The following is a 12,599-nucleotide window of genomic DNA, read 5'->3' on the forward strand; positions in this document are numbered from 1 at the left end:
CCACAGCAGCCGGCACGGCGGAGCCCAGCGGAGCGGACAGCAGCCGGCACGGCGGAGCCCAGCGGAGCGGACAGCAGCCGGCACGGCGGAGCCCAGCGGAGCGGACAGCTCATCTCTTGCTTTTCTGGGTTTATGAATGGCGAAGTGCCGAGAAATGGTGAATCGCGAGCATGTTTAATCCAGCTTTCGGCTCATGCGATTCACCCCGAGAGAACTCAAACAAAGTTTGAGTATTGACACGCCGTCGAAATTGTGATTGTCAAGCGCAAGTGGCAATCCGATGCAAATTGATACAGCGTCGAATTCGAGTCAAGTTGATCAGCGGCGACTGCACAGCAGGAGGCTGCCACCGTAACGAACAGAGCAGCGAGATGCGGGCAATGCATGACGATCAGACAGCGGGAAGTGGGGTACGGATGGATGGTGACCAGCGCAACCAGGGGGACCACGGGGTCACGAGTAACGGCAGGTGACCACCCACCCAAGTCGACTGTTCATGTGCCTGCCGGCCACCGAGTCGGGCGTTACATCGGTAGCCCCTGCGGGGCCGGTGACCAGGCAGTTCGCGGACTCGGAGGGCTACCGCTCTAGTAGGCAGTTGAATCGGACCGTCGTCCGGTAGGTGACCAGGACACTACGAGGTGATCACTGATCGTACTGTTGATCTACTAGTTGGTCACTCGGTGTGGTGACGCCGGTTCGTCCTAAGTAGAAATACGCTGCACCGGGTACCCCGTTTGACGTAGCGTTGACAACCTTGACACTGATCAACCGAGGTGGCCGATGACGGAGACGATTATACGCCCTCTGGCCAGAAAGGAGGCGATTCTCACTTTGAATTTCAGGGCTCGCCTGTGCCGCGGGGGCGGAGTGTAGGCGAGCCGTCACGAACGATTATGGGGGCGTACATGGTAACGGGGGACGCTAGGTACCTAGCGCGGTCGCGGGATCTCCGTCACGTGCTGAACGGGGAATGGATCACGCACATTCTGGTGGCGTTGAATGCTGGGCCGCTGCATTACAACGAGCTTCATGCCGCCATCCAGGAGATGACCACGTTCGATCCGTGGACCGGGTTGGTCCGCAAGATTCAGAGCCGGGCATTGGGCCGGACCTTGCGAAGGATGGAGACCGCCGGCCTGGTGGACCGGGTCGAGGAACGGACGTTTCCGCGGTCGGTGGTGTACTCGCTGACGCCCGCGGGCGCGGATTTGCTGGTCCGGGCGCGGCCTCTGATCGACTGGGCGGAAGAGAACCTCGATCTGATCGAGCGCCTGCAGAAGGCGCCGGACGACGGCGATCAGCCGCAGGACGACGAGGATCAGCCTGACTGAGCTACCGCTGCACTGGCGGACGCGGTTCAGCTGGCCGCGGCGTTGTCGGTGGAGACCGGCCGCCGAGTGCTGCCGCGGCGTTGGAGGAAGTCGGCGAGGTTGAGCGTGTCGGGGCTGGGATGTTGGCCGATCTCGTCGAGCGTGGTGGTCAGCAGCGCGAGGGTGCGGGGGATGGCGGCGTACTGGTCGAGGCGGGCTTGGGTGCGGATGATGTCGCGGTAGACGCCCTCGTTGTAGCGGTCGAGCTTCCGGGTGCGTTCCAGGAGCGTGAGCATGGTTTCTGGGGCGCTGTCGCCGTGCGCGCGGATCAGGGCGCCGAGCGCGTCCAGGACGTCGCGTCGGGTGGCCTCGCGGACCGGTTCGATCCAGGGCACGAGCAGGTCCTCGGCGAGGTCGCCCTGGTAGAGCTCGACGGCGTCGTGCAGCTGGGCCTGGGCCGCGGCGTCGGGTGGGCGGGGCGCCTGCAGGGCGTGCTGGAGCTGCCAGTAGTCGACGACGGCGAGTTCGTCGTTGAGCTGGTAGCGGCCGTCGTCGTTGACGACGAGGTTGTTGATCCTGCCGTCGGTGGCGTCGGTGAGCGCGCGGCGCAACATGGACAGGGTGTTGTGGAACGAGTTGTACGGCCGCGGTGGCCGGCTGTCGGGCCAGACGGCCTCGTTGAGGACTTCGCGGCGGACGCCGTGGGGGTGCAGCGCGAGGTAGACGAGCAGTTCCCGTTGCTTCGGTGTCAGCGCGCCACTGAGCTCGCGTTCTCCCTCGTCGCCGCGCAGGGCCAGGTGCAGGCGTCCCAGCACACGCACAACCAGCGGGGTTTGCGGTGCTGCCACGTCACCGTTGTCCGGTTTCCGGGGTTCCTCGGCGGCCGGTGCCTGCTCGGCGGCCGGCTTGACGTCCTCGGCGGCCGTGCGGCGCTCGTCGGTGTCGTCCGGGGTGGCTGCGGCCGGGGCCTTCGGCGGGACGTCCACGGGGATGGGGTGGACGTCCAGCAGTTGCAGGCTCGGGGCCGGTGGGGTCTGCTGGTTGTCTTCCTGTTCCGGCGGGCGGGTGGATTCGAGCTGGGTCATCTCGTCGACCGAGCGCTGCTCGGGGACGGGCGGCGTGGGTGCAACGTCGTGATCGTCTGCGGGCGGTGCGAGTTCGTCGCCGGTGAAGCCGCTGGTTGCGTGGTCGGGTGTGGCCAGGTCGGCGGGGCCTTCAGCATCGCGGAGCACGGCAAGCAGTTCGGTGGCATCGGTGGAGGGCAGGCTGAACAGGCGTGTGTCGGCGAGGGCGTCGCCGAGGCCAGGGCTGGTCGCGCTGACGGTGCCGTCGTGGCGGACGCGCACGGTCGCGCCGGGGCGCCATTGGCCGAGGAGCACGCCGGCCAGGCCGAGAGTCGAGCCGTTGTCGAGGACGGCTTGCAGGCGGCGTTCCGCGTGGGGCGTGGGGCTGGCGAGCAGCACGAGCGAGGCCGGAGTGAGTCGGGTTTCGGTCTGCTCGATGGCGTGGCGGGTCCGGGTGAGCAGGGCCGCTTCCATCTCGTCGAGGGCAGCGTCGAGCGTGGCGACGACGTGGACGGTGGACGGCAGGTTCTCGACGTCGGTGCCGTCGAAGACGAGGTGCAGGTCGTCGGCGGGGACGAGCACGCGGATGCCGTCGCCGGGCTGCTGTTCGGTGAGCAGGTGCAGCAGCAGCGCGCGGGCAGCGGCGGTGGCGCCAGGTCCGGCGAGACCGAGGCCGCGGGTGCTGGCCAGGTTCAGGGCGAGTTCGCGACCGCCCCGCACGCCGACCTTCGCCGGTACGGGGACTGGTTTGTCGTCGGGTTCCAGGTCCCCGGCGGCGGTGATGTGGATCCGCGGTGGGGCCGGCGCGAGGTCGACGAACTCCACGTCGTCTACGGGCCTGCGGTCGCCGTCGTCCTGGTCGTAGGCGGCCCGCAGGGCGCGGACCACGGGCGCGATCGGGCGCTGCAGGTCGGCGCGGTCGCCGCTGCCGATGCGGTAGCGGCGTCGGCGCCACATCCGGACCGACACCATGGCCGTCGTGATCGCTCCGGCCAGGCCAAGGCTGACGAACACGCCGGTCAGCAGGTCCAGCCCCGGTTCGGCCTGGTCGTCGTGGTGCTGGCCGGCCTCGTCCGCCGTGGCCGGCGCCGGGGTCGTGTTCGGCGCGGGCTGTGTTGACGGAGGCGTGGTCGGTGCAGTGCTCGTCGGAGGAGGTGGCGGCTGCGGCGGCGGCACCTGCGGCTGCTGCTCGCCGGGAGGATGTTGTTCGGGCGGGGCCGGGATGTAGGCGGTGATCTTCCAGCCGGGGCGCACGAGGTTGGGTTGGGTCAGCGCGCGGCCGTCGGGCTGCTCCACGCCGCGGTTGAGCTGGAACAACTCAGGCCACCGGGTTCCGCCGCCGGGACCGTAGATGCGTTCGGCGACCCGCCACAGGCTGTCGTAGATCCCGTCCTCGGGGAGCCGGACCTCCTCGGTGACCTGGACCATGCCCGGCGGGGCCGGCGCTGCCCGATCGACCACCAACGTGGCGGCCGGGACGACGGCCGCCTGCGGAGCCGCGGCCTGCGCGGTCGGGCCTGGGGTCAGCGGTGCGACGACGGCGACCGGCGTGAGATCGGCGGCCAAGACTGCGGTGGCCGGGGTGGGAGCCGTGTACGGGGTCCGGTTGCCGAGCAGGGTCAGCACGATGGTGCCGATCAGAGCCGCGGCGAGCCCGTGCAGCGGGCCAGGCGGGCGGACCTGCGGCCAGGTGATCCCGCGCGCCGCGTCGACGGTGCAGCGCAGGACGTCGAGCGCGAAGAAGAACCAGACGATCCAGCACAGCACCGCCAGGGTGTTGAGCAGGAACTGCGCGCTCATCGGGTTGAGCAGCGTCGCCTGGATCTCGTCCCACGTCGGCACGTCGTCAGGCAGGGGCCACCCCACGAAGTGCACGAGGGCCCAGGGCAGGCCCGCCACGAGCGCGAGCAGGACGACGAGGGCGAGCAGACCGCGCACGAACCGGAGCACCGCGGCCAGTGCCCACCACGCGGGGCGGCCTGTCCTCGGCCGTATCGGCTTTCGGTGAGGGGAGTGCGAGTGTGCGGTCATGGCGTGCTCGATTCCTTGGACGTACAGGTTTACGGCTCCGCGGTCGCCAGCGGAGCAAGCGGCGTCATGTCACCGGCGTGGGAATCCGGGTGGAGGTGTCCGCCGCGCCGTTGCGAGGTCCGGCGAGCTCGGGTGACGCGGACTGCTGGGTGGTCGGCGCCGGGTTCGATGTGGACGATGCTTGGCTCGCGTCCCGTTTCGCGGTGGCGGTGCCGGCGGTAGACCGCTTGCGCTTGGGGCGAGTCGTCTTGCGGCCGTTGAGCCACTGGGTGAGGTCGGTGGCCGGTACGTCGGTGAACTTGGCCAGCTCGTCAACGCTGATGACGTCGCTGGACTCAGCGAGGACGTCGCCGAGTTCTCGCTCGACGTCGCCGAGTTTCTCGGCCACCTCTGCCCGCAGCAGTGCGAGTTCACCGACGCGCTTGGCAGCAGCTGCCCGCTTCGCGCTGCGGGCCGCGTCGGCTTGCTCGACGCGGCGTTCGATCTCTTCAGTCGTCGCCATCCTGGTCTCCTTCCCCGGTGTGGCACTGAACTGGGTACGAGCATGTGAAGGTCGTCATGGGAGTACTCCGGAGATTCCGCGTTGCGGTTGGGCCTGCCCGGTTCCCGTGACGGTGATTGAGCCGATGCTGACCAGCCCGAGCAGCTGGGTCGGCTGGTCGATGCTGACGGTCACGTTCACGGTGGTGCCGGCGACCGAGACGGTGCCGGTGTGGCCGGCGGCGGCGAGGTAGCTGCGGGCCGCGGCGCTGGCTTGGTGTGGGACCAGGCGCAGGGTGCCGTCGGTGCGGTAGGCGGTCAGGTCGATTTCCTGGGCGCCGGCCCGCGCGGCTTCCTGCGCCTCGCCCATCGCACGGACCTTGGCGGCCAGGGCGAGCCCGCCGTCGAGCACGAGCCCGGCGAACAGCAGCGCGGCGAGGGCGATGATGACGACGAAGGCGGTCACCCGGCCGTCCTGGTCTTCGCGCAGCCGGCCGGTTCGGCGGCGCAGCGATGCGGCCACCCTCATGGCGCACCTCCCGCTTGGGCGTTGGGGGCGGTGCCGCGCCAGACATCGACCGGGGAGGAGAAGCTGGATTGGAACGTCCGGCTGCCGGGCACGCCGAGCGAGGTCAGGTCCCCGAGGCCGACGCTGCAGGACACGGTGACGGTCACCGTGGAGCCCGGCTTGAGTCCCTGAGTGTCGGTAGACACCGACAACGACTGGCAGGTGATCCCCGCGGACGCCAGGGCTGCGCTGGCGGTGGCTTGGGCGTTGGCGGTGGCCTGCGATGGGGTGCGGGCCAGGGTGGCGGCGCGGGCCGCTTGGTGCGCGACGTCGTTGATCCGCAGCTTGGTGTCGGCCAGCCGACCGCAGAACACCACGAACAACAGCAGCAGGATCAGCAGCGGGGTCAGTAGAGTGAGCTCGGCCGCAGCGGAGCCTCGTTCGTCCCGGCGCAGCGCGCGAATACTCGCGCGCATCGAGCGCGCGAACGCGGGAAGACGGCGGGCCGCAGTCATGGTGCCACCGCCCCTGCACCGGTCGGCGGGGTGAATTTCTCAACGGGCCCAACGGCTTCGGCGTGCACCGTGAAGGTCGCGAACGGAATCACGTTGATCACGGTTCCGGTGACCGTCACGGATGCTTGGTTCGGTCCTCGCTGGACGTTGACCGATGTTCCTTGCAGCGGGCCACTTCCGAGTTGGGTGAGGACTCGTTGTCCTTCGGCATTGCCCGCGGCAGTGCTGCCGCCGTACACGCGTGCTGCGGACAGGGCTTCGGAGGCGGCGGCTTGGGCTATGTGGGTGGCGTGCATGTAGAGCGCGAACTGCGCGATCAACAGGATCAGCAGCAACAGCAGGGGCGTGGCGATGACGAGTTCGACCGTGCCGGCGCCACGCTGATCCGTCCGCAGCCGGCGCAGCGCCGCCCGCACACGTGTCCGGTGTGGACGCTCGCGTGTGTTCGGCGTGCGGGGTCGGCTGGGGCGTCGAGGCATTGTGGTCACCGGCCTACAGGTTGATGCCGTTGGCTTTCTGGGTGACCTTAATGACGATGATCGCGATGACCGCGATGGCCAGCGCCGCCAGCAGGGCGGTGACCACGACCGCTTCGGTGGAGTAGCCCGCCTCGTCGCGGCGCAGCCGCTCCAGCTCGCCCCGGATGCGGGCGATGAGGATCTGAACTTCGGTGAACATCAGCTTCTCCCCCGTGGTTCGGGGTCCGGTATGGACAGTTCTTGTGGAACTCAGAGACCTCCCAGCACGCTCGCGAGGGCTGGGAACCCGATGAAAATCAGGAATCCGCCGAACAGCATCACCACGGGAAGGCTCATGCGTTCGGTGGCTGCTTGCGCTTCGCCTTCAGCGTCGGTGAGTTCACGGGTGCGCAGCGCCGCGGCCTTGGCCGCGAGGCTGGCGCGAACGCGGGCGCCTTCGGTGCCGGCGAGGCTGACCGAGGCGGCTAGCTCGGACAGCTGATGCACGTCGAGCTCGGTGCCGAGCTGACCGAGGGTCGACCACGGTGTGGTGCGGGTCAGCTTGGCGGTGACCAGCGCGCGGCGCAGCTGTTGGAAGGCCCAGCCCTTGCCGATGCCGACCGCGTCCGACAGCGCGCCGTCGACTCCGGCGCCGCCGGCCAGCAGGACCCGGATCAGGTTCAGGTAGGCCGACAGCGCGTGCCGGAAGGTCGAGCGCCGCCGCTCGGCTTCCTGCCGCACGCTGATATCCGGCAACAGGAATCCACCGAGCGCGAAGAGCAGGCTCGCGACCGCGGGGACTTCCCAGCCGAGACCAACGTCGGCTACGACGAGCAGCAGTTGCATCAGGATCGGCAGCAACAGCCCGGTCAGCGCCAGCGTGGCCTTCTCGGCCAGGTGGTGCTCGATGCTCTTGCCGGTGACCGCGAGGTCGTTGCGCAGCTTGCGGTTGGGCAACCCGAGTGCGGCCAACGGCTTGATGAACGGCCGGCCCACGCGCAACGCCCAGCCGTCGGAGTCCGCGGTGAGGATCGGTGGCGGCGCGGGCGTCGCGTGCAACCGGTCGACCAGAGCGCGCAGCGGCGGCCTCGGCGGGAACACGTAGATCACGAGCGCCCACAAGCCGACGCCGAGCCCGGCGCCCCACAACAACGCGCTGATCATGACGACGCCCCCTTCCCGGTGAGCAAGTCATCGACGTCCACGTCGGCGTCGTGGGGCCGGATCGTGGCCAGCTCCGTGAGGAAGCGCTCCGGCTCACGCATCCGCGCAATCCTTGCCAGCCAAGCAAAAGCTGCCGCGAACAGCGCGCCGACGAACAGCAACATGATTTGCCCGAACGCGGAGTCGTAGGGGGCGAGGTAGCCGCGGTTGAGCAGCACCAGCCCGATCGCGAAGGACAGCGTGGTGATCACGATGACGCGCACGCTGGTCCGGGTACGGGCGCGGCCGGCCTCGACGCGCATCCGCATGGACGCCTGCTCGCGTGCCTCGCTGGCGAGTTCGCCGAGCAGGTCGGCCAGCTGCCGGGCCTGGTGCTCCGCGGCCAGCACGAGCGCGGAGATCACCAGGTCCGCGGTGGGGTCGCGCAGCTGGTCGGCGAGGTGGCGCAGCGACGGTGCGAGGCGTTCGCCGCGCTCCAGCCGGACGGCGAGCTCGGTGATCTCCTCGCGGATCGCCTCGGGGCAGGCCGGGGCGGTGGCGAGGATGGCCTGTTCCAGACCGGCCGCGGCCACCAGGGTGTCGCGCAGCATCTCGGTCCACCCGGCGATCGCCTCGATGCGTTCGAGGTGGCGCTTGTGGTCGACGTTCGAGCCGAGGATTCGCGGCAGGCCGACGACGGCGAGCGCGGTCAGGATGGCGGCGACCACCCAGCCGGTGACCGCGCCGACGGCCAAGCCGGCGAGCACGGCCACGACGAGCCAGCCAACCCGCTTGCGGTCATGCCGGGCGGCCAGCCAGGCGCTCAGCCGCGACGGCGTCGCCGGACGGGCGGGTCGGCCGCGCAGTCCGGCGGCGATGAGCAGGACACCGACGGCCACACCGGCACCGAGTAGGCCGAACAGGGCGGCGGTCGTGGTCATGGCGTCCACCACCCTTCGCGCCGCTCGAACAGGTCCGGGTCGTAGCCGGCCTCGACGAGCAGGCCGACGGTGTCGGTGCGCAGCGGCGCGCCCGGTACGGCGCGCAGGTCCGGGCCGGGGCGCCAGACCTCGTTGCTGATGATCTGTGCGCCGTCGGCGCCGACGACTTCCCGGATCGAGGACACCACGCGCTTGCTCGGGTCGTCGCGGGGCTTTTCCAGGTGCACCACGAAGTGCAGCGCCGCGGCGACGAGCAGGTTGGTCGCTTCCATCGGCAACCGCTCGGGGCCTTGCACGGCGTAGGCAGCCAGCTTGGTGAACGCACCCTGACTGCTGGAGGAGTGCAGGGTGCCCATGCTGCCGTCGTTGCCCATGGACATCGCGTTGGTCAGCGGGATGACCTCCGGGCCGCGAACCTCGCCGACGATGACCCGGTCCGGGCTCATCCGAAGGGACTGCCACACCAGGTCCGACAGCGAGATCTCGCCCTGCCCTTCGATGTTCGGTTCGCGGGCCTGCAGCGCCACCACATCCGGGTGCGCCTCGGCGTCCTCGCCGAGGCCGAGCTCGAAGACGTCCTCGATGGTGATCAGCCGCTCCCACGACGGGATGGCCGAGGCCAGGCCGCGCAGCAGGGTGGTCTTGCCGATCGCCGTGCCGCCGGTGACCAGGACGTTGCGCTTGGCCCGCACCAGGGCCTTCAGGAAGCTCTCCAGCGCGACGTCGATGGTGCCGTTCTCGCGCAGCTCGGCCAGCGTGACCTTGGCGAACCGGTGCCGGCGGATCGACACCGACGGGCGCGCGGTGACCGCCATGACCGCCGAGACACGCTCGCCACCGGGCAGCTGGAAGTTCACGATCGGGCTGCCGCGGTCGAAGCGGCGCTCCTCCACCCCGGAGCGGGTCGCCAGGTCGCGGATGAGGTCGATCAGCTCGGTGTCCGAGCCGACCACCGGGGGCAACCGCTTGCGGCGGCCGTCGGCGTACTTGACGAAGACACGGTCGCCGTTGATGTTGATGTTCTCGATGTCGGTGTCGGCCAGCAGCGGTTCCAGACCGGCCAGGCCGAAGACCTCGTCGAGGACCTGGCGGATCAGGCGCTGCTCGACCTCGGGCGCCACGAGCATCCCGCCGGTGGCGGAGTTGCGCAGCTCGGCTTGGGCGTGCGCCTCGGCCGCGTCGGTCAGGATCGCCTCGGCCAGCCGGCGGCGTGCTGGGGCGTCCATCGGCGGGCGGCCGGCAGTCTCATCAGCCCGGATGCGCCTGCTGAGTTGGGTGGACAACTCCTCGCGCAGGTGCTGCCGCAGCCGTTCCACCGCGGCGGCTTCCCCGGCGGGCCGGTGTGGCAGATCCGCCGGTCCAGGCGTGTGCTGGGCAGCCAGGTTCGGGCCGGCGCCGTTGGTCGACGCCGCCAGGCGCGGATCACCGACGTCAGGCCGCGTCATGGCGTCGCCCCGTTACGGGTTTGCGGCCCGAGCGGTTGCAGCGCCGCACCCGAGACCGGCTCACCCGGAACTGCCAGCCGCAGGTGCGGGGCACGGGCGCCGTTGCCGGTCGGCTGGTGCCCGTGCGCATAAAGGTTGAGCGCGATCCTGGCGGCAGCCCGCCCCAGCGCGGACTTGTCGGGCCCACGTCGGCCGGTGCCCTGGCCACCGAGCACCGCGGCGCCCTTGTCGTCGCGCGGCACGCGACCCATCACCGGGATGCGCAGCGCCTGGGAGACCTCCGCGGTCGGGTAGCCGTCGCCGACCAGGACGAAGCACGGGCGTCGTGACCACTGTTGGGCGGCCTGCAGCTTGAGCGCGACGTGCGCGAGCTCGTCGTCATGTGGGCGGGCGACCAGCAGCATCGCGTCCGCGCTGCGGATGATCGGGAAAGCGGGTGAGTCCGGATCGACCCGGCCGCAGTCGGCGATGACCGTGGTCTCCGGCTGGTCTGTGGCCCGACGCAGCGGCGAGGACGGGCCCGAGGCCAGCACCGTCAGGGCGGCGCGAGCTTGTTCGGCACCGACCGGGCCGAGCACCACCCGCAGGCCACCGGGGAGACGCTGCGTGTGCTGGACGAGCAGATTCGGATCGGCACCGCTGCGGCCTCGTGCCGCCGCGGCCAAGCTGACCAGACCCGGTGTGTCGGGCAACCGGAAGCGGGCCATCAGGTCACCGCCGGCAGGGTCGACCTCGACCACGATCGGGTTCTCCTGGCCCGGCCAACGGGCCCCGAGCGCGGTCGCCAGGGTGGTCACACCCGGCGACCCTTTCAGCGAGCAGACGGCGATGAGCATCAGCGGCCTCCTCCCGCGATCGCGACCAGACTGAGTTGCCCCGCCGGAGCCGAGGCCAATGCGCGAGCGTCCGATTCGGACAGTTGCAGCGACACCACCGTGGTCTGCTCGGTCTCGCGCGTGGCAATGCTCGTCACCACCGCGGTCCACGACGACGTCTGCCCGGAACCGGTCGACGTTCCGGTCGTTGTGCCCTGCCCTGGAGTCGTGAGCACCGCGACGGTGGTACCCGGCGACAGGTCGGGCGGGAACTGTCCCGGCTTCAGCCCCACCGCAGCGATTGCCTTGCCCTGCAACGGAATCTGCGGTGCGCCGAGCACCGAACGGGTCACCAGCGAGCCAGCGGGCAGGCTGAACGCAACCGGCTGACCCACCACTGTGGACGCAGCCGATGCGGGCATCACGTCCATGCCGGAGTCCGCGGCCATGCTAACCTGCTTGAGATCCTGCGCCGTCAGAACTTGGCCCACGGCAACAGGACGGGCCAGTGCGAGCACACTTTCCCGGTCACCCAGCTGTATTCCGGCGAACACACCGCCGGCCGCGCACACCAGGACCAGCAGAACACCGAGCAACAGGTAGGGCACGCTGCGTCGCCGGCCGCTGCCGCTCAAACGCGAAGGAGTCTTGCCGTCACGACCGGCCCACGCGTTCGGCGACGCCGGTTTCTGCGCCGTCGTGTCCGTGCTGGTCGAACCTGCGGTAGTGGTCACCACCGACCTCCTTCAGGCATGACGCCATCGCGACGCGTCGACTCGGGTGTTCGACGTGCCTTGTTCGCAACAGGGTGTTTCGTTGTGCACGCCCGCCCTCATGAGGCGGGAGGCTTCGCTCAGCCGGTCGCGATTCCCTGGCTCTCCGCCACGCGGAACGCCACCGAGGCCGAGGTCGTCATGTTCGGGAACGTGCCGCCCTGGCCCGCGCCCGACCACGTCACGGTCCAATTCACCGTGGCGGTCACCGGGAACGCGTCCGCGCGCTGCCCGGCTGAAGACGTCTTGTAGGTGTAGCCGCAATCCGGCGAGGCGCTCTTCGGATCACCACCGGCAGGGAACGGCGAGCCAGGGCCGGTACAGGTCACCGAGCCGCCATCACCCATCGACCACGTCACCGAGGTCGGCCTCGCGACCGCAGTCACCGACACGCCCGGCACCGACGCGGTGGCCGAAACGTCACCCCAACTGCTGCGGTCCAGCCACAACCACGTCGGCAGGCTGACCAACTGGTCGCCAGCCGGGTTCGCCTTGATCTTCGGAGTAGGAAGCCGCAGCTGGTTCCGCGCCTGCGCCGCGAGCTCAGCCGGCGACGGCAACGGCACCGGGCCGGGCTGGCCGTCCGTGATCCACACCGGCGGCCGGTACAGCGCATCCGCGAAGCCGGGCCCGGTGCACTTGTAGACGTACCAAGCGCCGGACGGCGGTTGGGCCTGCGCGAACCGCGGCTGCGCGACCGCGAACTGCGCGGTGGCCGGCGCGCTCTGCGGCCGGTACACCGCGGGCACCGCGGTGACCGCACCCGACTTGGGCGGCACGTGGAAGGCCGCCGGCTGCGCGCCTCCCGGTGGCGGGCCCTGATAGTCACTGCGTTCATAGCCGCACTGGGCCAGATTGTTGTTGCCGCCGATGATCGTGTCGCCGTTGGCGTTGGCCTGCCCCGTGCCGGGATTGGTCTGGCCAGGGTTGCTGGGCTTGCCGTTTCCGTTGCCCTGGTTTCCGGTTCCAGGCCGAGGGTTCTTGCCTGCGCCGAGCTCGCAACCAGGGTTGGGGTACTGGCTGCAGTCGGTGAATCCCCAGCCGCCGTCCGCGAACGCGGGTACCGCGGTCGCCACGAGCACGGCCGCAGACAGGCCGGCAACGACTCCTAAA

Annotated in this window: 13 protein-coding genes; 1 reads left to right on the top strand and 12 read right to left on the bottom strand. The window is 70.0% G+C overall.

The features are described 5' to 3' along the window. The first annotated feature begins 959 nt into the window (after positions 1–959). Complete coding sequence (locus tag L2C96_RS27825; protein WP_158559785.1) at positions 960–1,334, top strand: winged helix-turn-helix transcriptional regulator; 375 nt, start codon at positions 960–962, stop codon at positions 1,332–1,334. A 26-nt stretch (positions 1,335–1,360) separates the two neighbouring features. Here L2C96_RS27825 and L2C96_RS45200 read toward each other — a convergent pair whose 3' ends face one another. From L2C96_RS45200 to L2C96_RS27885, 12 genes are all read right to left on the bottom strand, one after another. Then, on the bottom strand, positions 1,361–4,327 hold the full coding sequence (locus L2C96_RS45200; protein ID WP_110341341.1) for an AfsR/SARP family transcriptional regulator: 2,967 nt from the start codon (positions 4,325–4,327) through the stop codon (positions 1,361–1,363). A gap of 145 nt (positions 4,328–4,472) precedes the next feature. Continuing rightward, on the bottom strand, positions 4,473–4,910 hold the full coding sequence (locus L2C96_RS27835; protein ID WP_110341339.1) for a hypothetical protein: 438 nt from the start codon (positions 4,908–4,910) through the stop codon (positions 4,473–4,475). A gap of 54 nt (positions 4,911–4,964) precedes the next feature. Continuing rightward, the gene (locus tag L2C96_RS27840) at positions 4,965–5,417 is read right to left on the bottom strand and encodes a pilus assembly protein TadG-related protein (RefSeq protein ID WP_237338358.1); all 453 of its coding nucleotides are present in this window, start codon (positions 5,415–5,417) and stop codon (positions 4,965–4,967) included. Then, complete coding sequence (locus tag L2C96_RS27845) at positions 5,414–5,911, bottom strand: TadE/TadG family type IV pilus assembly protein (protein WP_233520034.1); 498 nt, start codon at positions 5,909–5,911, stop codon at positions 5,414–5,416. The genes L2C96_RS27840 and L2C96_RS27845 overlap by 4 nt, the downstream gene beginning before the upstream one ends. Then, complete coding sequence (locus tag L2C96_RS27850) at positions 5,908–6,327, bottom strand: TadE/TadG family type IV pilus assembly protein (RefSeq protein ID WP_233520033.1); 420 nt, start codon at positions 6,325–6,327, stop codon at positions 5,908–5,910. Before L2C96_RS27850 ends, L2C96_RS27845 begins: the two co-directional genes overlap by 4 nt. A gap of 76 nt (positions 6,328–6,403) precedes the next feature. After that, positions 6,404–6,589 carry a hypothetical protein gene (locus tag L2C96_RS27855; RefSeq protein ID WP_112277136.1) on the bottom strand — a complete coding sequence of 62 codons (186 nt, stop codon included), beginning with the start codon at positions 6,587–6,589 and terminating at the stop codon, positions 6,404–6,406. A 50-nt stretch (positions 6,590–6,639) separates the two neighbouring features. Continuing rightward, positions 6,640–7,479, bottom strand: a complete 840-nt coding sequence (locus tag L2C96_RS27860) for a type II secretion system F family protein (protein WP_308191187.1) — start codon at positions 7,477–7,479, stop codon at positions 6,640–6,642. A 50-nt stretch (positions 7,480–7,529) separates the two neighbouring features. Continuing rightward, positions 7,530–8,453, bottom strand: a complete 924-nt coding sequence (locus L2C96_RS27865) for a type II secretion system F family protein (RefSeq protein ID WP_110341582.1) — start codon at positions 8,451–8,453, stop codon at positions 7,530–7,532. Further along, positions 8,450–9,898 carry a TadA family conjugal transfer-associated ATPase gene (locus L2C96_RS27870; RefSeq protein WP_110341331.1) on the bottom strand — a complete coding sequence of 483 codons (1,449 nt, stop codon included), beginning with the start codon at positions 9,896–9,898 and terminating at the stop codon, positions 8,450–8,452. The genes L2C96_RS27865 and L2C96_RS27870 overlap by 4 nt, the downstream gene beginning before the upstream one ends. Further along, positions 9,895–10,734: a CpaE/TadZ family protein gene (locus L2C96_RS27875; protein WP_110341329.1), complete on the bottom strand. Its 840-nt coding sequence runs from the start codon at positions 10,732–10,734 to the stop codon at positions 9,895–9,897. The genes L2C96_RS27870 and L2C96_RS27875 overlap by 4 nt, the downstream gene beginning before the upstream one ends. Next, positions 10,734–11,447 carry an SAF domain-containing protein gene (locus L2C96_RS27880; protein WP_112277131.1) on the bottom strand — a complete coding sequence of 238 codons (714 nt, stop codon included), beginning with the start codon at positions 11,445–11,447 and terminating at the stop codon, positions 10,734–10,736. The genes L2C96_RS27875 and L2C96_RS27880 overlap by 1 nt, the downstream gene beginning before the upstream one ends. 119 nt (positions 11,448–11,566) lie before the next feature. Beyond that, on the bottom strand, positions 11,567–12,568 hold the full coding sequence (locus tag L2C96_RS27885) for a hypothetical protein (RefSeq protein WP_199542615.1): 1,002 nt from the start codon (positions 12,566–12,568) through the stop codon (positions 11,567–11,569). Positions 12,569–12,599: the final 31 nt, after the last annotated feature.

Origin of the sequence: Amycolatopsis tucumanensis, assembly GCF_021654135.1 — a bacterium.
Lineage (GTDB): Bacteria > Actinomycetota > Actinomycetes > Mycobacteriales > Pseudonocardiaceae > Amycolatopsis_E > Amycolatopsis_E tucumanensis.